The 20,047-nt window shown below is 59.0% G+C and carries 22 protein-coding genes; 11 read left to right on the top strand and 11 right to left on the bottom strand.

All coding sequences use genetic code 11. From position 1 onward, the window contains the following. Positions 1 to 95 precede the first annotated feature (95 nt). Positions 96 to 380 (top strand): pyrimidine/purine nucleoside phosphorylase, encoded by a 285-nt coding sequence (locus ACIP66_RS12170; RefSeq protein WP_400648323.1) that lies wholly within the window; start codon positions 96 to 98, stop codon positions 378 to 380. A gap of 73 nt (positions 381 to 453) precedes the next feature. Here the strand turns inward: ACIP66_RS12170 and ACIP66_RS12165 are convergent, their stop codons facing one another. Continuing rightward, positions 454 to 1,260, bottom strand: a complete 807-nt coding sequence (locus ACIP66_RS12165; protein WP_400648321.1) for an MOSC domain-containing protein — start codon at positions 1,258 to 1,260, stop codon at positions 454 to 456. A gap of 166 nt (positions 1,261 to 1,426) precedes the next feature. After that, positions 1,427 to 2,362, bottom strand: coding sequence for a chemotaxis protein CheV (locus ACIP66_RS12160; RefSeq protein ID WP_007908676.1), 936 nt, complete (start codon positions 2,360 to 2,362; stop codon positions 1,427 to 1,429). A gap of 456 nt (positions 2,363 to 2,818) precedes the next feature. Between ACIP66_RS12160 and ACIP66_RS12155 the strand changes: the two genes are divergently transcribed. From ACIP66_RS12155 to ACIP66_RS12145, 3 genes are all read left to right on the top strand, one after another. Next, complete coding sequence (locus tag ACIP66_RS12155) at positions 2,819 to 3,289, top strand: hypothetical protein (protein ID WP_400648318.1); 471 nt, start codon at positions 2,819 to 2,821, stop codon at positions 3,287 to 3,289. A 475-nt stretch (positions 3,290 to 3,764) separates the two neighbouring features. Next, a complete protein-coding gene (locus tag ACIP66_RS12150) occupies positions 3,765 to 4,658 on the top strand; it encodes a sensor histidine kinase (RefSeq protein WP_053122255.1) in 894 nt (297 codons plus the stop codon). Next, positions 4,655 to 5,314, top strand: a complete 660-nt coding sequence (locus ACIP66_RS12145) for a response regulator transcription factor (RefSeq protein WP_053122257.1) — start codon at positions 4,655 to 4,657, stop codon at positions 5,312 to 5,314. Before ACIP66_RS12150 ends, ACIP66_RS12145 begins: the two co-directional genes overlap by 4 nt. Here ACIP66_RS12145 and yegS read toward each other — a convergent pair. Next, positions 5,298 to 6,215, bottom strand: coding sequence for a lipid kinase YegS (yegS, locus tag ACIP66_RS12140; protein WP_053122259.1), 918 nt, complete (start codon positions 6,213 to 6,215; stop codon positions 5,298 to 5,300). The genes ACIP66_RS12145 and yegS overlap by 17 nt on opposite strands. Positions 6,216 to 6,531: 316 nt before the next feature. Here yegS and ACIP66_RS12135 point away from each other — a divergent pair, with 316 nt between their 5' ends. Continuing rightward, on the top strand, positions 6,532 to 6,840 hold the full coding sequence (locus ACIP66_RS12135; protein WP_400648314.1) for a hypothetical protein: 309 nt from the start codon (positions 6,532 to 6,534) through the stop codon (positions 6,838 to 6,840). Positions 6,841 to 6,900: 60 nt separating this feature from the next. Here the strand turns inward: ACIP66_RS12135 and glp are convergent, their stop codons facing one another. Further along, positions 6,901 to 8,127 (bottom strand): gephyrin-like molybdotransferase Glp, encoded by a 1,227-nt coding sequence (glp, locus tag ACIP66_RS12130; protein ID WP_212543694.1) that lies wholly within the window; start codon positions 8,125 to 8,127, stop codon positions 6,901 to 6,903. After that, complete coding sequence (moaB, locus tag ACIP66_RS12125; RefSeq protein WP_053122265.1) at positions 8,111 to 8,650, bottom strand: molybdenum cofactor biosynthesis protein B; 540 nt, start codon at positions 8,648 to 8,650, stop codon at positions 8,111 to 8,113. The genes glp and moaB overlap by 17 nt, the downstream gene beginning before the upstream one ends. Before the next feature lie 81 nt (positions 8,651 to 8,731). On the opposite strand from moaB, the gene mobA reads away from it, so the two are divergent. Beyond that, the gene (gene mobA, locus ACIP66_RS12120) at positions 8,732 to 9,334 is read left to right on the top strand and encodes a molybdenum cofactor guanylyltransferase MobA (RefSeq protein WP_053122267.1); all 603 of its coding nucleotides are present in this window, start codon (positions 8,732 to 8,734) and stop codon (positions 9,332 to 9,334) included. 78 nt (positions 9,335 to 9,412) lie between these two features. Then, the gene (locus tag ACIP66_RS12115; protein WP_053122269.1) at positions 9,413 to 9,634 is read left to right on the top strand and encodes a YgdI/YgdR family lipoprotein; all 222 of its coding nucleotides are present in this window, start codon (positions 9,413 to 9,415) and stop codon (positions 9,632 to 9,634) included. Between the two features lie 90 nt (positions 9,635 to 9,724). Here ACIP66_RS12115 and ACIP66_RS12110 read toward each other — a convergent pair whose 3' ends face one another. Then, positions 9,725 to 10,381 (bottom strand): thiopurine S-methyltransferase, encoded by a 657-nt coding sequence (locus tag ACIP66_RS12110; RefSeq protein WP_400648310.1) that lies wholly within the window; start codon positions 10,379 to 10,381, stop codon positions 9,725 to 9,727. Between the two features lie 102 nt (positions 10,382 to 10,483). On the opposite strand from ACIP66_RS12110, the gene ACIP66_RS12105 reads away from it, so the two are divergent. Then, positions 10,484 to 11,251 (top strand): DODA-type extradiol aromatic ring-opening family dioxygenase, encoded by a 768-nt coding sequence (locus ACIP66_RS12105; RefSeq protein ID WP_400648307.1) that lies wholly within the window; start codon positions 10,484 to 10,486, stop codon positions 11,249 to 11,251. 159 nt (positions 11,252 to 11,410) lie between these two features. Here the strand turns inward: ACIP66_RS12105 and ACIP66_RS12100 are convergent, their stop codons facing one another. Beyond that, complete coding sequence (locus ACIP66_RS12100; RefSeq protein WP_053122275.1) at positions 11,411 to 13,084, bottom strand: DEAD/DEAH box helicase; 1,674 nt, start codon at positions 13,082 to 13,084, stop codon at positions 11,411 to 11,413. Between the two features lie 423 nt (positions 13,085 to 13,507). On the opposite strand from ACIP66_RS12100, the gene ACIP66_RS12095 reads away from it, so the two are divergent. Then, positions 13,508 to 14,299, top strand: coding sequence for a crotonase/enoyl-CoA hydratase family protein (locus tag ACIP66_RS12095; protein WP_400648304.1), 792 nt, complete (start codon positions 13,508 to 13,510; stop codon positions 14,297 to 14,299). Between the two features lie 102 nt (positions 14,300 to 14,401). Here the strand turns inward: ACIP66_RS12095 and ACIP66_RS12090 are convergent, their stop codons facing one another. Continuing rightward, entirely contained in the window at positions 14,402 to 15,157 is a 756-nt protein-coding gene (locus ACIP66_RS12090; protein WP_053122388.1) for a spermidine synthase, read from the bottom strand. 150 nt (positions 15,158 to 15,307) lie between these two features. Between ACIP66_RS12090 and ACIP66_RS12085 the strand changes: the two genes are divergently transcribed. Further along, positions 15,308 to 16,654 carry a class II 3-deoxy-7-phosphoheptulonate synthase gene (locus ACIP66_RS12085; protein WP_007964815.1) on the top strand — a complete coding sequence of 449 codons (1,347 nt, stop codon included), beginning with the start codon at positions 15,308 to 15,310 and terminating at the stop codon, positions 16,652 to 16,654. Between the two features lie 100 nt (positions 16,655 to 16,754). On the opposite strand, the gene ACIP66_RS12080 is transcribed toward ACIP66_RS12085, so the two are convergent. Together ACIP66_RS12080 and ACIP66_RS12075 are read right to left on the bottom strand one after the other, a co-directional pair. After that, positions 16,755 to 17,984 carry a winged helix-turn-helix domain-containing protein gene (locus tag ACIP66_RS12080; protein WP_400648301.1) on the bottom strand — a complete coding sequence of 410 codons (1,230 nt, stop codon included), beginning with the start codon at positions 17,982 to 17,984 and terminating at the stop codon, positions 16,755 to 16,757. Between the two features lie 64 nt (positions 17,985 to 18,048). Beyond that, positions 18,049 to 18,264, bottom strand: a complete 216-nt coding sequence (locus ACIP66_RS12075; protein WP_053122393.1) for a DUF1127 domain-containing protein — start codon at positions 18,262 to 18,264, stop codon at positions 18,049 to 18,051. A gap of 97 nt (positions 18,265 to 18,361) precedes the next feature. Between ACIP66_RS12075 and ACIP66_RS12070 the strand changes: the two genes are divergently transcribed. Then, positions 18,362 to 19,216, top strand: a complete 855-nt coding sequence (locus ACIP66_RS12070) for a LysR substrate-binding domain-containing protein (RefSeq protein ID WP_172680137.1) — start codon at positions 18,362 to 18,364, stop codon at positions 19,214 to 19,216. Here the strand turns inward: ACIP66_RS12070 and ACIP66_RS12065 are convergent. Next, positions 19,206 to 19,955, bottom strand: coding sequence for a sulfite exporter TauE/SafE family protein (locus tag ACIP66_RS12065; protein ID WP_400648298.1), 750 nt, complete (start codon positions 19,953 to 19,955; stop codon positions 19,206 to 19,208). The genes ACIP66_RS12070 and ACIP66_RS12065 overlap by 11 nt on opposite strands. Between the last annotated feature and the right edge of the window lie 92 nt (positions 19,956 to 20,047).

Below are 20,047 nucleotides of genomic sequence, written 5' to 3'. Positions count from 1 at the left end.
AGAACTGGCTGGACAGGCGCCGGGCAGGTGACGGCGCCCAAAGCCTTGTGCATACTGGCCGCCTCAATTTTTTAGCCCTTTTCGAGGAATCGCCCATGTTTAAAGTCAACGAGTACTTCGACGGCACCGTCAAGTCGATCGCCTTTGGCACCGCTGAAGGTCCGGCGACCATTGGCGTCATGGCCCCGGGCGAATACGAATTCGGCACCAGCCAGCGTGAAATCATGCACGTGGTCTCCGGCGCACTGATCGTGAAACTGCCCGACAGCAGCGACTGGGAAACCTTCGCCGCCGGCAGCCAGTTCAACGTTCCGGCGAACAGCAAATTCCAGCTGAAAGTCGCGGTTGATACCGCTTATCTGTGCGAGTACCGCGGCTAAGTCGTCGGTTTTCACAGCGCCAATAAAAATGCCCGGGTCCAAGGACTCGGGCATTTTTCGTTTCAGGGGCGGCTTATTCGAGGATTTCCACCGGCATTCCGACCTCGAGACGACCGTTGCTGTCATTCACCAGGTTCTGACCGAACATCGCGCCATCGGCTTCGGCGCGGTATTTCTGCAAGGTCGCCAGCGGTTCACGATCGGCACTGCGCTCGCCAGTCTGCGGGTCGATGGTGGTAAGGATGCAGCGCGCGCACGGCTTGACCACGCGGAACTCGACGTCACCGATACGAATACGTTTCCAGCCATCCTCGGCGTACGCTTCGCTGCCTTCGATCACCAGATTCGGGCGAAAACGCAGCATCTCTAACGGCCGCCCGACCCGTTGCGACAGATCTTGCAGCGACGCCTCGCCAATCAGCAACAGCGGAAACCCGTCGGCGAACGCGACCTGATCATCATCCTTGCCGACACCTGACGGCGTGGTGCGCGCACGATCCAGCGGCACTTGCACCAGACGCGTAGGTTTGCCGATGAACTCGCTGACCCAACGCGCCGCCTTATCACCGGCATCCGGCACGCGCAGAGTGTCACGCCAGATAGTCACGCCGCGCAGTTCGGCGTCGCTGCCAGGCAAAGCGATTTCGATGGAAGACTGTTGCGGCGCGCTCAGGGTCAGACCGCCCCGGGCATTCCACAGCGCCGACAACTGGCTCATTTTTGCTTCGGCACGCTGGGTCAGGAAGCGGCCGCTGGCTTCGTCCACGAGCATCCAGCGTCGGTCACCATCGAGCCCCAGCTTGTCGAGGTCGACGCTTTGCAGCGCATCGACTTTGCCGGATTTCAACGGGTAACGATAAAGCGCGCTCAGACGCAGCATGGCCAGCTCCCTGGAGGATAAAAACGCCACCCTATACGAGCTTGGTCAGGGAATCAAAGAGCAAACTGTAGGAGTGAGCCTGCTCGCGATAGCGGTGTGTCAGATAATGATTTGGGGCTGACAAACCGCTATCGCGAGCAGGCTCACTCCTACAAAGGGTGTGGGGTCAGGCAGGGACTTCGTCGAGCATCAGGCGCTGGCGCACCACGTCGACCAGTTTGTCCGGCTGGAATTTCGAGAGGAAGTTGTCGCAGCCAACCTTCTTCACCATCGAATCGTTGAAGCTGCCCGACAGCGACGTGTGCAGTACCACGTACAGCCCACGCAGACGCGGGTCGTTGCGGATTTCGGTGGTCAGACGGTAACCGTCCATTTCCGGCATTTCCGCGTCGGTGAAGATCATCAGCAACTTGTCAGTCATGTTCACGCCGGTATCAGCCCAGGCCTTGAGCATGTTCAACGCCTTCAAACCATCGCTGGCGATGTGCATCTTCACGCCCAACTGGCCGAGGGTGTCACGCAGTTGCGAGAGCGCCACGTTGGAATCGTCGACCAGCAGCACTTCGCGACCACGGGCACGTTCGAGCACCGGGTCTTCGAGCTTTTCCCGCGAGACCTTGGCGTTGTACGGGACGATTTCGGCGAGGACTTTCTCGACGTCGATAATTTCCACCAACTGATCGTCGACCTTGCTGATCGCGGTCAGGTAATGCTGGCGGCCAGCGCTGGTCGGCGGCGGCAGAATGGCTTCCCAGTTCATGTTGACGATGCGATCCACACCGCCCACAAGGAAGGCCTGCACCGAGCGGTTGTATTCAGTGACGATGATGGTGCTGTTCGGGCCCGGCACCAACGGCCGCATGCCAATCGCCTGGGACAGATCGATCACTGGCAACGTCTGCCCGCGCAGGTTGACCACACCGCACACGAACGGGTGACGCTGCGGCATCAGGGTCAGCTTCGGCAGTTGCAGGACTTCCTGAACCTTGAACACGTTGATCGCAAACAATTGGCGTCCAGCCAGACGAAACATGAGAATTTCCAGGCGATTCTCACCCACCAGTTGCGTGCGTTGGTCTACCGTGTCGAGAATGCCGGCCATCAATGACTCCTGGGCTTGTTCAGATGAATTCACTAACAGGCTTTATCGGCTGTTAATGACGAATCTTGATTGCTGCGAAATTAGCCATCAAAATGCCACAACCGGCCATTGATGTCACATTAACATCATGCTTTACTGGCTCGGTTGTTTTCATCTGCTACAGTCTTTGCGGCGCGACCTCGGTTTGCACGGTAGGTTCCCGCGCCTAAGGGATTCCCCTAGTATCAATCAGGCCCAACCTGATATTCGCGATATCCAATAGCCATTAATGTGACGCCATTCTCATTGCATGAACGGAGTCAGGCTATTGTGTGCGATCGCAACTCAGTGGCAACCCATCCCCTGGAAATCCTCAGCCTGTGCACCTGCGGCACGTCTGGGCGCGATCTGCCGACGATTCACGATCGTCGCCACACACGGCACTCCCCCATCAGACATGACGCTGTGGAGGTAAGCATGCCAATCGACCGTAAAGACTGGGCGCAACGCTTCCCCGAATTTCTGCTCGAGGCTGAGACGCTGCTGGCCAAGTCGGAAGAATGCCTGAGCCATCTGCAACTGATCAGCAATGACAAGGATGCCATCGCGTGCATGCAGGGCACCTTGCTCAAGCTTGCCGGCAGAGCTGAGGCACTGGCGCTGGAAGCGATTTCCGAGTTTTCCCTGCACATCTACAGCCTGCTCAATCTGACCCAGGATCACGTCGACCTGCACGAACAAGCGCTGAGCGCCTTGAAAAATTGCTTCACGCTGATGGCCTGGCAACTGGAGCTGGTCGATGTGAAGACTGGGCAACTGAGCCTTGATGGCAGCGAACAGGCCTCATTAATCGAAGCGTTCGCCTTTCATGTCGGGCAAAGCCAGTTCCGGATGCCTTTGCCGGGCAAACGTTTGCCATCTCTGTCGTTCTCTGAGCGACAGGCCTGATCTGGCGTCAGGCTTGAGCACTACTCATTTAATGTCGTTATTGAATAGTTCATACCTGCCAGCGACATATCGAACTAAATAAATACACCTGATGCGACGGATAATTTTCAGCCCGCCTCAGGGTTTTCCTGTGTGTTAAGAATCGTGATTTGGTCAATTTGATTATCTGTCGAATAACATACTTCGACTTTTTTCCATTATGGAACATACGTCCATAATGGCGTCTTTCCTGACTCATTGGACATATAGAGTAGGCGCGACCAACGGTATCTTAAGTGGTACTATGCCGCCCATTAGTTGCTTTCAAATTAATGGCAAAGTGATTTCATTGATCGGCATTCAGAGAAGTTGGCGGTAAACTACCGTTCACTGCAGCCTGTTGAAATCATTCACATAATTGACAGCATTTCCAGACAGAGACCCGCCAGCCACCGGCCGGTCTACCCGCAGCGAACATCCATTGGCTCCATCCGTTATGTACGCCAGCATAAAGACCCTCACAACATGGCCACCCTCCCGGGAAAATGCCCGCCGGTTCACACTCATCCTGTGTGTCGCCGCTGCGCTGGGCAGCCTTCTGACCTACGGTTTTTCCAAGCCGTTGGGCCTGGGTCTGTTGTTGCTCGACATCGCAGCTACGGCGTGCGTCTGGGTGCAATATCGCCTGTCACGCAAATCGATCAAGTTCCAGCCACAGGAACTCGCCGATCGCCTGCTGGAAGTCCAGGAAAACGAACGCCATCGCCTCAGCCGCGAGCTGCACGATGACATCGGCCAATTGCTGACCGCCGCCAAATTGCAAAGCGACTGGCTGAAACGCCGTATGCCGGAGGAATTGCAGGAGCAATGCACCGTTCTCTGCGACACCCTCGAAGAAACCCTCAACAAAGTCCGCGACGTATCGGCCATCCTCAACCCACGGCAACTGACCAGCCTTGGCCTTGAAGCGAGCCTGCGCGCGCACCTGCTCAAGACATTGACCAACACCGACGTGCACTGGAGCCTCGACTGCCAGCAGCGCTTGAACGGTATTCCGGAAGAAATGGCCGTCGCCGCGTTTCGTATTGCGCAGGAGGCAGTGACCAACATCCTGCGTCACGCCCAGGCGAAAAACCTGCTGATTCGCGTGCAGCGCTTGCCGAAAGGTCTGACCCTGCTGATCAGCGATGATGGCCAGGGCTTCGCGCCGGCCGTCAATCCGGGGCGTGAAGGACAACGTGGCATGGCCGGCATGGCCGAACGGATCGAACAACTGGGTGGCACCCTGAGCGTGATCAGCGAACCGGGCAAAGGCACTCAAATCGAAGCACTTTTCCCCTGGGCGCCGCGCGCACTCGAGCGGGCCAGTACGAATAAGGTTATGCGTTGACTTGTAACTTACTTCTAGTGGATGACCACTCGCTGATCAGGGCCGGCGTGCGCGCTCTGGTTATGGATATTCCCGGTTACGCGGTAATCGGCGAGGCCAATGACGGCTCGCAGTTGCTTGAAATGGTCGAGCTGCTGAACCCCGATATTGTCTTGCTGGATATTTCCATGAAGGAAACCGGCGGCCTCGAAGCGTTGCAGCGACTCAAACGCGTGCGCCCGCAAAGCAAAGTGCTGATCCTGTCGATGCACACCGACCCCGCATTGATCATGCAGGCGCTGGAATCCGGCGCTTACGGTTATCTGCTCAAGGACACCACCGGCACCGAGCTTGAACACGCGTTGGACGCGCTGCGCAATAACGAGCGTTATCTAAGTCCGGCGATCGCCCACACGGTGATCAATCAGGCCCTGGTCCGCAATCAGAAAGGCCAGCCGGACACCACCGATTCGCACAACCTGACGGCACGCCAACTGGAAATCCTCCGACTGATCGTGCGCGGCAAGTCGACCCGGGAAATCGCCAACGGCCTGGGCCTGAGCATCAAAACCGTCGAGACCCACCGCGCGCAGATCATGAAGCGTCTGCAGATCTACGATGTGGCGGGCCTGGTGCTGTTCGCCGTGCGCGAACAGATCATCAGTCTGGACGACTGATCGGCGTTGTAGCGCTCAACAGCGGAGAGTCCTCAGGCAAATGCACCTGCAATGCCGCAGGGCGCGCTTCGAAGCGCAGGCTATCGCCTTCCAGTGGCTCACCATCCAGATTGATGTAAAGCCCTTCAGACACCTTGATTTCGACCCACGGCAAACGTGTCCGCACGAACATGTTGTCGAGGCCGAAGCCATCAGTGAGCAGATTCTTCAAGGTACCCACCAACTCCTGTGGCGCCGGCAGAATGCTGATATCCAACAGCCCATCATCGGCCAGTGCCTGCGGACACAGCACGTGCCCACCGCCCGCCTGACGACCATTGCCGATGCCCAGCGCCAGCAGCTCGCCACGCCAGTGGAAATCCGGCCCCTGCAACTCGCCATAGGCAGCATGCAGCTCACTGAAGCGCGACAGACCGGTGAACAGATAAGCCGCGCCACCGAGTACTTTCTTCAAGTCTTCAGAAGTATTGGCCGTGACCTGGCTACCAAAACCGCCCGTGGCCATATTGAGGAAAATCTGCCCGCCAACCTGGCCCAGATCGATGTCGCGCGCAGGCACATCGAGCAACTCAAGAGCCTCTGCCGGCTCCAGCGGAACGCCCGCCGCACGGGAAAAATCGTTCGCAGTACCCAGCGGCAACAGCACCAGGCTGGCTTCGCCCGGATGCGCCGCCAGCGCCTGGGCGATATCACGCAAGGTGCCATCGCCACCACCAGCGATAATCTGTTTATAGCCAGCCGCCAGCGCCTCTTCGACCAGACGCTCGGCATCGCCGCCCTCCCAGGTCAGGCGCACGGCCAGCTCCCAGCCTTGTTCGCGTTTACTTTCGACGGCGGCACGAACCGCCTCGTTGAGTGCCTGCTTGCCATGCAGAATCAACAGCGCCCTGCGTTCACTCATTGCAATCACTCCGTGAATGGATTCGGTATGAGACATCTTGACCACTGGCGCACGGAAAAAAGCCGCAAGAACCGTAATTAATTCAGGCGTCTCGGCGCACGCGTCCTACAGGGCTGGGATTTTTCTTACAAGATGTGATGAATTGGCTGCATTGACCAACTCCAGCCATTGGTAGATCGTGCGTCGGCGGTATCAATCTTCAATCTGAAAACACACAAGGATGTGCATGTAATGAGTGGATACACCTCTAGGGCTTTCGATACTTTCATTGACACCGTTAGCGACCCGCGTCCATTTCCAGCAGGCGTCAACATCAATGCATAGTCATGAAGCCAGACTGCCAGTGAGCCCGGTTGCTCCACTCGCGCAAAGTCGCACCAGCCACACCACTGACTTCCACAGCGGCGCCAAACCCACTGGAGAAACGAACATGGAACCTCGCGTCACCGAGCTGGAAACCCACCTCAAATACATCCGCAGGGACATGGATGAAGTCAGGGGCGATGTCAGAATCATCAAGCATCGCCTCGCCTACGCGGCAGGCGCAACAGCCGTCGTGATGGGTTTGCTGGGATGGATAGCCAACAGTCGTTTTGACCAGATCATTTCGCTCATGGCTCACTGACGCCTGAGCGGGCCCGCAGGTGCCGGCGACACGCGCCAGCACCTGCGGATACCGAGGCAGTTAACCCAGAAGCTCACTCAGGGGAATGAAGACAGCTTCGTCGCCCTCAACCAGCGTCCGGCCCTCAAGCACCTCGACCAGACCGTCAGCCCAGGCCGCACTGCGCAAAACGCCGGAGCTTTGATTGCGATAGATGATTGCCCGGCCCTGTTCCAGCCGTCCGCGCAAGTACTCACGACGGTTGCCAGCCACTGGCCAGTTGAACCCGGCCGGCACGCGGAACTTGAGTGGTTCAACGTCTTGCACGCCTTGGCGCCGCAACAGATATGGTCGGGTTAACAGGGCGAAGGTCACCAGCGTCGAGGCAGGGTTACCCGGCAGGCCGATTACCGGTACGTTGCGAAAATGGCCGAAGGTCAGCGGTTTCCCGGGTTTGATCGCCAGCTTCCACAAGGCAAGCTCGCCTTCTTCCCTCAATGCGATGCCAAGAAAATCCGCCTCACCGACCGAAACACCACCAGTGGAGAGAATCAGATCGACATCCTGCAATTCGCCCAAACGCTCTCGGGTCGTCGCCAGATTGTCCGGAAGAATCCCGGCATCGATCACTTCGCAGCCCAGCCGCTGCAACCAGCTGCACAGCACCACACGGTTACTGTTGTAAATCTGCCCCGGCCCCAATGCCTGACCGGGCTCAATCAGTTCATCGCCGGTCGACAGCACGGCTACGCGCACCTTGCGCACGACATTCAGGCCGGCGCGGCCCAATGAAGCGGACAAGCCCTGCTCGATCGGCCCCAGGCGAGTGCCGGCCGACAGGACGAGTTCACCCACCGTGGTTTCCTGGCCCTGCGGACGAATGTTCTGCCCGACTTTCATGGCTTCGGAAAAACCTACGCGGCCGTCTGCCATGACTTCGGCGTTTTCCTGCATCTCGACACAATCGGCTCCGGCCGGCACAGGTGCGCCGGTGAAGATTCGAGCACAGGTTCCACGCTGCAAAGGTTCAGGCGCTTGCCCGGCGAATATTTTCTGGCTGACCGGCAACGGCTCGCCCGTCCAGTCGGCCAGATTCAGCGCGTAACCGTCCATCGCACTGTTCGGCCACGGCGGCAGATCCAGCGTCGAAACCAAGTCCTCGGCCAGCACGCGCCCCTGAACCTCAGCGAGCGGCAAATACTCACGCTCGACGATTGGCGAGGCCTCGGCCATTTCCAGCAGCCGCGCCAATGCCACTTCGACAGGCATCAGCGCAGCGGTCTTGCCCGGCTTACCCACGGGATTCACAAGGCGCCGCCTGTTTCAGATGCGGGACGAAATTGCATGGACGGTGACGGGAATCCAGTTGCTCGGCGAGAATCCCGTCCCAACCGGTGCGTACCGCATTGGTCGAACCCGGCAGGCAGCACACCAGCGTGCCATTGGCCAGACCGGCCAGTGCGCGGGATTGCACGGTTGAGGTGCCGATATCGGCCACCGAGATCTGACGGAACAATTCGCCAAAGCCATCGACCTGTTTGTCGAGCAGGCAGGCCACCGCTTCCGGCGTACTGTCACGGCCGGTGAAGCCGGTGCCGCCAGTGATCAACACGACCTGCACGACATCGTCGGCGATCCAGTTGGCGACTTGCGCACGAATTTTATACAGATCATCTTTGAGCAGAACCCGCTCGGCCAGGTTGTGGCCGGCCGCCAACAGGCGATCGACAAAGACTTGACCTGAGGTATCGGTTTCCAGTGTTCGGGTATCGCTGACAGTCAGCACGGCAATATTGAGCGGTGCGAAAGGTACATCAGCCTTGGCTTTCATAGGCTCGTCCAGTTGTAGGAGAAACAGCCCGGTGTTATATCACAGCGCCCCCTTTTTACGCCGCCCCTACGGAGAGCCAAAATGACCGCAAATACGCCATTGCCCCCTTGTTCCGTGCTGCTGCTGGCAGGCGGACGCGGCCAGCGCATGGGCGGTCAGGACAAAGGTTTGATCGAGTGGCACGGCGAACCGCTGATTGCGCATCTGCAGCGCAAAGTACGAGCGCTGACGGACGACTTGATCATCTCCTGCAACCGCAATCGCGAACGCTATGAAACCTATGCCGATCAATTGGTGGTGGATGACGAAGGTGACTTCCCCGGGCCACTCGCCGGTATTCGTGCAGGCTTGAAAGCGGCGCGCCATTCGCACTTGCTGGTGTTGCCGTGCGATGTTCCGCGAATCGACGAAGCACTGCTGCAAAGCATGCGCGAAACCGCCAATCACAATCCTGACAAACCTTTAATGTTGTGGCACGACGAGCACTGGGAACCGTTGTTGTGCGTGATTCCCGTGAGCCTGCTGCCAGCCTTCGAAACCGCCTGGAACAGCGGTGAACGCAGCCCCGGCCGGGTGATGCGCAGCCTCGGCGCCACTGCATTGGAATGCCCGGACAATGACCCGCGACTGGCCAACCTCAACACCCCCGAACTGTTAAAGGCGCATAACACTGTGTCAGACTGACACTATTCAAGGAACTCTCACGCCTTGTATACGTCTCAAGCTCAGTAACCAAAAGAATTCCCATTCGGAGACACACCCATGACTCAACGGACCATCGCCTCTCTCATGCTCGCACTGGGCCTGGCCACCCTCGCCGGTTGCTCGTCGCCTACAGTGATCACGCTGAATGACGGTCGCGAAATCCAGGCCGTCGACACGCCGAAATACGATGATGATTCGGGTTTCTACGAGTTCCAGCAGCTGGACGGCAAAGAAACTCGCATCAACAAGGATCAGGTTCGCACCGTTAAAGAACTGTAAGGTTCTTCGAAGCGACGTCTGACCCAGCCGGTTTGCCTGGCTAAAAAAATGCCCCGATACGTCGGGGCATTTTTTATGCGCGCAAGAAACTTACCGAGCGGTGATCCGATAGACCCGCTCCTCAAGCCGCGTCGCACCTGCCTGCACAAACTTGCCGCTGTCACTCAGCACATCCTGCGATTCCAGTACCTGCATCTGCCACGCACCGCCGAACATGTGTTGCACTTGAGCATCGTCTACGGAGAACGGCGGTCCGGAAATTTGCGATTGATCGTAATCCAGCGTAATCAACAGCCCCTTCAAACCCACCGGCAGGATGTTTTGCAAAAGCTCGGCATAACGCTCGCGCATTGGCGGCGGCAAGGCGATCACTGCTGCACGGTCGTACAGCGCGGAACAATCGGCAACGTCCGCAGCGCTCAGCGCGAAAACATCACCGCACCACAACTCGATTGTGCCAGCGCGGTAAACCTTGAAGACGCCGTGCTCGCTGATCTGTGGCTGCAGTTGTTGCTCGCTGAAAAAGTCTTCAACGGCTTTCTCCGACAGTTCAATACCGAGAACCCGATGCCCGCGCGCAGCCAGCCACAGCAAATCCAGACTTTTCCCACACAAAGGCACCAACACCCGCGTTTGTGCCGCGAGGTTCAGATCCGGCCAGAAACGTTGTAGATAAGGATTCACTTGCGGTAAATGAAAGCCGATCTGGTTCGAAGCCCACTTCTTGTGCCAAAACTCAGGCTGCATGCATCCCCCTAAAAATTCGATCAAAAAGCGTTAAAACTTATATTAGATTTAGACCAATGAAGTGACTGAAGATGGGCCATCTTACCGTTCAGGAGCCCGCACATGTTTCCCAGTCTGTATATCTCACACGGCTCACCGATGCTTGCATTGGAGCCAGGCGCCAGCGGCCCGGCCCTCGCGCGATTGGCCGCCGAACTGCCGACACCGAAAGCCATCGTGATCGTCTCTGCGCACTGGGAGAGCCACGAACTGTTGGTCAGCAGCAATCCGCAACCGAATACCTGGCATGACTTTGGCGGGTTTCCCCGTGCGCTGTTTGAAGTGCAATACCCGGCGCCGGGCGATCCGCAACTGGCTGGAGAAGTGGCGCAGTTGCTGACGGCTAACAACCTGCCGACGCGTCTCGACCCGGAGCGCCCTTTCGATCATGGCGTGTGGGTGCCGTTGTCGCTGATGTATCCGCAGGCGAATATTCCGGTGGTGCAGGTTTCGCTGCCAAGTCGGGCAGGCCCGGCGCTTCAGACCCGTGTGGGTCGAGCCTTGGCCGGTTTACGCGAGCAAGGGATTCTGTTGATCGGTTCTGGCAGCATCACCCACAACCTGCGCGAACTGGACTGGCAAGCCGGGCCGGAAAGCGTTGAGCCATGGGCGCGGGATTTCCGTGATTGGGTGATCGACAAGCTACAGGCCGATGATGAGGCGGCGCTGCATGATTACCGTCAGCAGGCACCGAATGCCGTGCGCAACCATCCGAGTGATGAGCATTTGTTGCCGCTGTATTTTGCGCGGGGTGCGGGGGGTGAGTTTAGCGTGGCGCACAAGGGGTTCACGATGGGTGCGCTGGGGATGGATATTTACCGCTTCGGTTAAAGCCAAAGATCGCAGCCTTCGGCAGCTCCTACAAGGGGAACGCATTCCAAATGTAGGAGCTGCCGAAGGCTGCGATCTTTTGATCCTGAAAAACAGGCAAAAAAAATCCCCGAACCAGTCGGGGATTTTTTATGTGCGATCAATCAGCCCAAGGGCGGATTAATCTTCGCGGTAGCGACGCAGCTTCAACTGCTTACCGGCAACGCGAGTGTCCTTCAGTTTGGTCAGGAGTTTGTCCAGACCATCTTCCGGCAGCTCGACGAGGCTGAAGCTGTCACGCACCTGGATGCGACCGATCGCTTCACGGGCCAGACCGCCTTCGTTGAGGATGGCGCCCAGCAGGTTTTTCGCAGCGATACCGTCACGCGCACCCAGCGCGGTACGGCAACGAGCACGGCCTTCGCCCAAAGGCATTGGCGCGCGACGCTCGCGGTCACCACGATCAGGACGATCGCCAGTGCGCTCAGGACGGTCGCCACGCGGTGCATTGTTCGGCACCAGTGGACGTTCCTTCTCGATTGCAGCCAGGTTCAGCGCTTGACCGTTGGTGGCTTTGCGCAGCAGCGCAGCAGCCAGAGCACGCGGGGTGCAGCCGATGTCTGCGGTCAGACGATCGAGCAACTCACCGTGAGTCGACTCGGCATCAGCCACCAGCGGCGACAGGCTGTTGGTCAGTTTCTTGATGCGCGCATCGAGAACGGCTTGAGCGTCCGGCAGGCGAACTTCTGCAACCTTCTGACCGGTTACACGCTCGATCACTTGCAGCATGCGGCGCTCACGTGGAGTCACCAGCAGCAGTGCACGACCTTCGCGACCGGCACGGCCAGTACGGCCGATACGGTGAACGTAGGACTCTGGATCGTACGGCATGTCAACGTTGAACACGTGAGTGATGCGCGGAACGTCCAGACCACGAGCAGCAACGTCGGTCGCAACAACGATGTCCAGACGGCCATCTTTCAGCGAGTCGATAACGCGCTCACGCTGGTTCTGGGCGATGTCACCGTTCAACGCGGCGGCTTTGTAGCCTTTGGCGTCGAGGGCGCTGGCCAGATCCAGGGTCGCTTGCTTGGTGCGCACGAACATGATCAGAGCGTCGAAGTCTTCCACTTCCAGCAAGCTGAGAACAGCCGAAGTCTTCTGGTCAGCGTGAACCAACAGGTGAGCCTGTTCGATCGCGGTAACGGTCTGGGTCTTGGTCTGGATCTTCACGTGTTGCGGATCGCGCAGATGGCGTTCGGCAATGGCACGGATCGACTGCGGCAAGGTGGCCGAGAACAGTACAGTCTGACGGGTCGGTGGCAGAGCCTTGAAGATAACTTCGAGGTCGTCCATGAAACCCAGTTTGAGCATTTCGTCCGCTTCGTCGAGAACCAGGTGGTTCACGGTCGACAGGACTTTTTCGTCACGACGCAGGTGGTCGCACAGACGGCCCGGGGTGGCGACAACGATCTGTGCGCCATTACGGATTGCTTTCAGTTGCGGGCCCATCGGCGCGCCGCCGTAAACGGCCACAACAGTAACGCCTGGCATTTGCTTGGCGTAGGTTTCGAAAGCGGTTGCTACTTGCAGCGCCAACTCACGGGTTGGCGCCAGGATCAGGGCTTGCGGCTCGCGCTTGGCAGGATCGATGCGGTGCAGGATCGGCAGGGCGAATGCGGCGGTTTTACCCGTACCGGTTTGCGCCTGACCAATCATGTCTTGACCGGCCATGATGATCGGGATCGATTGCTGCTGAATAGCCGAAGGTTCTTCGTAGCCAGTCGCGATGACGGCTGCAAGAATGTTCGGATTAAGATTAAAAGCGGCGAAGCCGCCGGTTTCCTGGGTCATGGGTCTGCCTCTAAGTGCATCCGCAAAGACCCATGCTCCAAAGCTGCGCATGCCGTGTTGAGACTCAAGAGTCGCCCTGGCTGCTTTGTCGGCGGGGATTTGCGAAAACGAATGAATGAAAAAAAGAATCGTCCGGGAAGAGCCCGCAGTGCGGACGTGCAGCCGAAGCTGACTTCGGGGAATTGCGCTACCTAAACGCGGCCCGGTTAAAGGCCGGCGCGCACTATACCGGAAATTGCCCAAAAAGGGAGCTTTTTTTATCGGCAAAATGCGTGTGTCACCGCTGTGTAACGGGGTTTTGCGGATAATCGTTCCAAGGTCTATTTTTCAAAGGCCCGGCCCTGCGGGCGATGACGCTTAAACGATTCACTGACGTGCGGCATTCCGTCGCTGCACCCGCCCTTCCCGCCCGAGGATCTACCGATGAATCAGCCCTGCGCCGGCCGCGTCAGCCGAGAACGTCGTGGTCACGTCCACCTGATCGGCCTGGATCGAGCGGCCAAGCGCAATGCTTTCGACCTCCACCTGCTCAACGACTTGAGCCTGGCCTATGGCGAATTCGAAGCCGACAGCGAGGCGCGGGTGGCGGTGGTGTTCGGCCATGGCGAACACTTTACCGCCGGTCTGGATCTGGTGAATGCCAGCTCAGCATTGGCCGAAGGTTGGCAAGTTCCGACCGGCGGTTGCGATCCGTGGGGTGTTTTCGTCGGGCCACGGGTGAGCAAACCGGTGATTGTCGCGACGCAGGGTTACTGCCTGACCATCGGGATCGAGCTCATGTTGGCGGCGGATATCAATCTTTGCGCGAGCAACACCCGCTTCGCGCAAATGGAAGTGCAGCGTGGGATTTTTCCTTTTGGTGGCGCGACTTTGCGTTTTCAACAGATTGCCGGCTGGGGCAATGCGATGCGCTGGCTGCTGACCGGCGATGAGTTTGATGCGCACGATGCGTTGCGCTTGGGGTTGGTGCAGGAAGTGATGGCCAGTGAGGATTTGTTGCCTCGGGCGATTGAATTGGCGGAGCGGATCGCGCGACAGGCGCCATTGGGGGTGCAGGCGACATTGATGTCGGCGCGGCAGGCGCGATATGAGGGTGAGACGGCGGCGACGCAGGGCTTGCCGGCGCTGGTGAAGAAGCTGCTTGCAAGTGAGGATGCCAAGGAAGGCGTGCGGTCTTTAGTGGAACGGCGGCCTGGAATATTCAAAGGAATTTAACCCCCGTAGGAGCTGCCGAAGGCTGCGATCTTTTGATCTTGATCCCATGAAAAACAAGATCAAAAGATCGCAGCCTTCGGCAGCTCCTACAGGGGTTTCGGATCAAGTGGCCGGGCGAATCGCGTTGATCAACGACTGCAACGAATACCCCAACCGCGGCGCCAGCGCTTCGGCCCGCGCAGTCAACGCCTGCATGTCCAGCTCCTGATCAAGATCCGCCGGCACCAGCAGAATCACATTACCCTCCTTTACCGGCAGCTCCCAGTAATGCCGGTGATAGAGCCCGCGCAACAGCGCCGCGCCCAATGGCTGGCCATCATCGGTGGCCCACTGATTGATCACCAGCCAGCCGCCCGGATTCAAACGCTTCTGGCAGTCACCGAGAAAACCCCAGGCCAGATGCCCGACACCCGGGCCGACGTCGGTGTAGAGGTCGACGAAAATCAAATCCGCTGGCTCCGCCGTCGGCAGCAATTCCAGCGCATCGCCAACACGAATGTACAGACGCGGGTCATCATCCAGCCCAAGGTATTCGATCGCCAGACGCGGAACGTCCGGGCGCAACTCGATGGCTTCAACATCTTCCAGCGGCAGAAACTTGAGGCAGGCCTGGGTCAATGTCCCCGCACCCAACCCGAGAAACAGCGCGCTGTCCGGTTGCTCATGGCACAACGCGCCGATCAGCATCGCGCGGGTGTAGTCGTACTCCAGCCAGCTCGGGTCAGCGGTGAACACGCAGCTCTGCTCGATCGCATCGCCGAATTCGAGAAAGCGGTAATCGGCCACTTCCAGCACGCGAATCACGCCGAACTCATCCTGTACTTCGGCGAGCAGATGCTCGACGCGCTCCTCAGTCATTTCGTCTCCTGATGGTCACCGGGCGCGGTGACGCGATGGCACCGCTGTGGCGCCGTGGCAAAGCGGCGATTGTCGGCGAAGGGGCGGGAGCAGGTCACGCACTAATTGCTGCTAACATGGCCGCCCGTGCGTAGAACCTTAGAGACCGTGATGAGCCAACCGTGGAGCCCTGACAGCTGGCGCGCCCTGCCGATCCAGCAACAACCCCAATACCCCGACGCCGCGCACCTGCGCCAGGTCGAGCAAACCCTGGCCAGTTATCCACCGCTGGTGTTTGCCGGCGAGGCACGCGAGCTGCGTCGACAGTTTGCTGAAGTAACTCAGGGCCGCGCGTTCTTGCTCCAGGGTGGCGATTGCGCCGAAAGCTTCGCCGAATTCTCTGCGGCAAAGATTCGCGACACCTTTAAAGTGTTGCTGCAAATGGCGATCGTCATGACCTTCGCCGCCGGTTGCCCGGTGGTCAAAGTCGGGCGCATGGCCGGTCAGTTCGCCAAGCCGCGCTCGGCCAACGACGAGACCATCGATGGCGTGACGCTGCCGGCTTATCGCGGCGACATCGTCAACGGCATCGGTTTCGATGAGAAGAGCCGCGTACCGGATCCGGAGCGTCTGCTGCAGTCCTATCACCAGTCCACCGCGACGCTGAACCTGTTGCGCGCCTTCGCTCAGGGCGGTTTTGCCGACCTGCACCAAGTGCACAAGTGGAACCTCGATTTCATCGCCAACTCAGCGCTGGCCGAGAAGTACAGCCATCTCGCCGACCGCATCGATGAAACCCTGGCGTTCATGCGCGCCTGCGGCATGGACAGCTCGCCGCAACTGCGCGAAACCAGTTTCTTCACTGCCCACGAAGCGTTGCTGCTGAACTACGAAGAAGCCTTCGTGCGCCGCGACAGCCTGACCAACGATTACTACGATTGCTCGGCGCACATGCTGTGGATCGGCGACCGCACCCGTCAGCTCGACGGCGCTCACGTCGAATTCTTGCGTGGCGTGAACAACCCGATCGGCGTGAAAGTCGGCCCGAGCATGAACCCGGATGATCTGATCCGCCTGATCGACGTGCTCAACCCGGACAACGATCCGGGCCGCCTCAACCTGATCGCGCGGATGGGCGCGAACAAGGTCGGCGATCACCTGCCGGCGCTGATCCGCGCGGTGCAGCGTGAAGGCAAGCAGGTGCTGTGGAGCTCCGACCCGATGCACGGCAACACCATCAAGGCCAGCAGCGGCTACAAGACCCGCGACTTCGCGCAGATTCTTGGTGAAGTTAAACAGTTCTTCCAGGTGCATGAGGCGGAAGGGACTTATGCCGGCGGCATTCACATCGAGATGACCGGGCAGAATGTCACCGAATGCATTGGTGGTGCGCGGCCGATTACGGAAGACGGTTTGTCGGATCGCTATCACACGCATTGTGATCCACGGATGAATGCCGATCAGTCGCTGGAGTTGGCATTTTTGATTGCTGAAACCCTCAAACAAGTTCGCCGCTAAACCGCCTGGCCACCGCCCCTGTAGGAGCTGCCGAAGGCTGCGATCTTTTGATGTTGTTTTTTTAAGATCAAGATCAAAAGATCGCAGCCTTCGGCAGCTCCTACAGGGGGCCGTCGATTTTGGCCAATGCCACCCGCAACCGCAGCGCACTCTCGCGCTGACAATTGAGCTGCACCCGCTCCAGCCCCAACCAATTCGCCATGCGCTGCAAATTCATCGCCAGCGCCAACATCCCCTCTTCATCCAACCCCGGCTCTTCCTCGTGCACCGCATGCACCGCCAACCGCCCCGCCGCGCGCTCAGCGCGTAAATCAACCCGCGCGGCAATCCGTTCATTGTGCAAAAACGGCAACACGTAATAGCCGTAAACCCGCTTGTCCTGCGGCGTGTAAATCTCCAGCCGATAGCGGAAATCAAACAATCGCTCCGTCCTGCTGCGCTCCCAGATCAACGAATCGAATGGCGACAACAGCGCACTCGCCGTCACTTTGCGCGGGATTTTCGGCTCCGGCAGGCAATAAGCGATCTGCCGCCAACCGGCCACTTCGCACATCTGCAATTGCCCCGCCTCGACCAGTTCCGCCAGTCGTGGTCGCGCATCCGCTGGATTCAAGCGGAAGTAATCACGCAGGTCTTTCTCAGTGCCGACACCCATCGCCTGCACCGCATGCAACAGCAATCCCCGTTGCGCCTCGGCTTCATCCGGCAATGCCTGCTGCAAGATCGAAGAAGGAATTACCCGCTCCGGCAAATCATACAAACGCTCAAAACCACGTCGCCCCGCCACCGTCACTTCACCAGCAGCAAACAACCACTCCAGCGCATGCTTTTCCGCGCTCCAGTCCCACCATGGCCCGGCCTTGTCTTCGCGGGTCGACAGACTGCCGGCGCCCACCGCGCCCTGCTCTTGCACCGAACTCAACACGCGACGCACCACGTCCTGCTGCTCGCGACCAAACTTCGCCAGTTGCTGATAAATATCCTCGCCGCGCCTAGCCCGCTGCATGCGCCAAGCCATCAACGGATACATCGACAGCGGCAGCAACGATGCTTCATGGCCCCAAAATTCAAACAACGTGCGACGTCGCCCCGAACTCCAGGCAGCCTGGTCGAGCAAGTCAGAAGAATAGGAACCGAGACGGGAAAACAGCGGCAGGTAGTGCGAGCGCACCACGGCGTTGACGGAGTCGATTTGCAGCAGGCCCAGCCGTTCGATCAGCCGGTTGACGTGAGCGGCTTTGACGGTCGGCGGCTGGCGCCCGTTGAACCCTTGGGCAGCCAGCGCCAGTCGTCGCGCCTGTTTGAGGGAAAAGGACAGTGTCGCGGGCATGAGCATCTCCTTGTCTGCTCGCAACCTACCTCACCTGAAAGTGGTTTGTGTAGCGGCGCCCTCATCATTTATGCATCGGGTCGTCCCAGAATGGCCGCACGGTTTCGTGTTCGACGTCGGCACGGCTAACCCCGATGTCCTTCAACGCTTCGTCGCTCAGACTGGCGAGCAACTCACGTTCGCGGTGCAAATCGTACCAGCGGCTAAACTTGTGCAGCAGATCGGAAACGATGTGACCGCTGAATTTTTCTTCGCCTGCAAACTCTCTTTGACCTTTCATCGTGTTGCCCTCCGTTGTGGATGGCTCAAGTCTCTGCCTGGCGCTAAGATCAATCCAACGAATGTTTCTGATGGCATGCATCACGGAGATTCATCAATTGTCCGCCTACCCCAGTATCGATACCGATGTCCTGCGTACCTTCGTCGCGATTGCCGATCAGGGCGGTTTCACCCGCGCCGGCGAAATGGTCAACCGCACGCAATCGGCGGTGAGCATGCAGATGAAGCGTCTGGAAGAAGATGTGTTGCAGCGCCAGTTGTTCGAGCGTGATGGACGTCAGGTGCGCCTCACGGCTGAGGGCCAGGTGCTGCTGGGTTACGCGCGACGCATCCTCAAATTGCACAGTGAAGTGTTCAACACACTGCGCGAGCCGCACATGGTCGGCACCGTGCGCATCGGTACGCCGGATGATTACGTGATGCGTTTTCTGCCGGGGATTCTGTCGCGATTCGCACAGTTCTATCCGCTGATTCAGATCGAAGTGCATTGCGAGTCGACCAAACAATTGCTGCAGCGCACCGATCTGGACTTGTCGATCGTCACCCGCGAGCCGGGCAACGAGATCGGCCAACTGCTGCGCAAGGAGCGTTTCGTCTGGGCCGAGGCGCAGAACTTCAGTGCCCACGAACAAACGCCGCTGCCGCTGGCGATGTTCAACAGTGATTGTTTCTGCCGCTTGTGGGCGTGCAATGCGCTGGACGCGATGGGCCGCGACTACCGCATCGCCTACAACAGCACCAGCCTGTCGGCGCTGATGGCGGTGGTGAGCGCGGGTCTGGCGATCACCGCGCAACTGGAAAGCCTGATCACCCCGGACATGCGCATTCTCGGCGCCGACCAAGACCTGCCGTTGCTGCCGGAGGCGAGCATCATGCTGGTGCGCAACCTGAACAATCCGTCGCCGATCACCGAGTGCCTGGCCGAGCACATCGTCGAAGGCTTCAAACTTTAAACGCGAGCATCACCGCACACAGCACCAGAAAACCGCAGAACAGCCCACGCAGGAGTTTTTCCGGCATCGCGTGGGCGACCTTCACGCCCCAACTGATGCTGGCAAGACCACCGATGGCCAGCGGCAGGCCGATCATCCAGTCCACTTCGTGATGCACCGCGTACGTCACCAGCGTTACGCCGGTGCTCGGCAAGGCCAGCGCCAGCGATAAGCCCTGAGCAACCACTTGCGTGGTGCCGAACAGACTGGTCAACACCGGCGTCGCCACCACCGCCCCGCCAACCCCGAACAAACCGCCCATGGTGCCGGACGCCGCGCCGAGCACACCAAGCCACGGCCATGAGTAGCGCATCTCGGACGTCGCGGCAGGTTGGCGGCCGAACATCTTCAACAGGTTGTAAACCGACAACACCACCAGAAAAGCGACGAAGCCGATGCGCATGGTTTGCGCGTCGATACCGACAGCCCAGATCGAGCCGATCCAGGCAAAGCAGAAACCCATCATCGCCAGCGGCAGTGCGTGTCGCAACTCAATGCGATTGCGCTGGTGATAACGCCACAGCGCCAGCATCACGTTCGGCACCACCATCACTAGCGCCGTGCCTTGGGCGATCTGTTGATCAAGGCCAAACCAAACACCGAGCAGCGGAATCGCAATCAGGCCACCACCGATGCCGAAGATGCCACCGAGGGTGCCGAGTGCGGCGCCGAACAACAGGTACAACAAAAACTCCATCACAGCCGAATTCCTCTTACGTCAGGCGAATCATCCTACGCAGTCGCGGCTGGCGGGGAAACGCACAGCAACGCACAATGGCTATGCCGATTTCG

This window comes from Pseudomonas sp. NPDC088429 (assembly GCF_044753305.1).
In the GTDB taxonomy this organism is placed as follows: Bacteria; Pseudomonadota; Gammaproteobacteria; order Pseudomonadales; family Pseudomonadaceae; genus Aquipseudomonas; species Aquipseudomonas rustica.
This window is presented reverse-complemented; position numbering and strand designations above follow the sequence as displayed.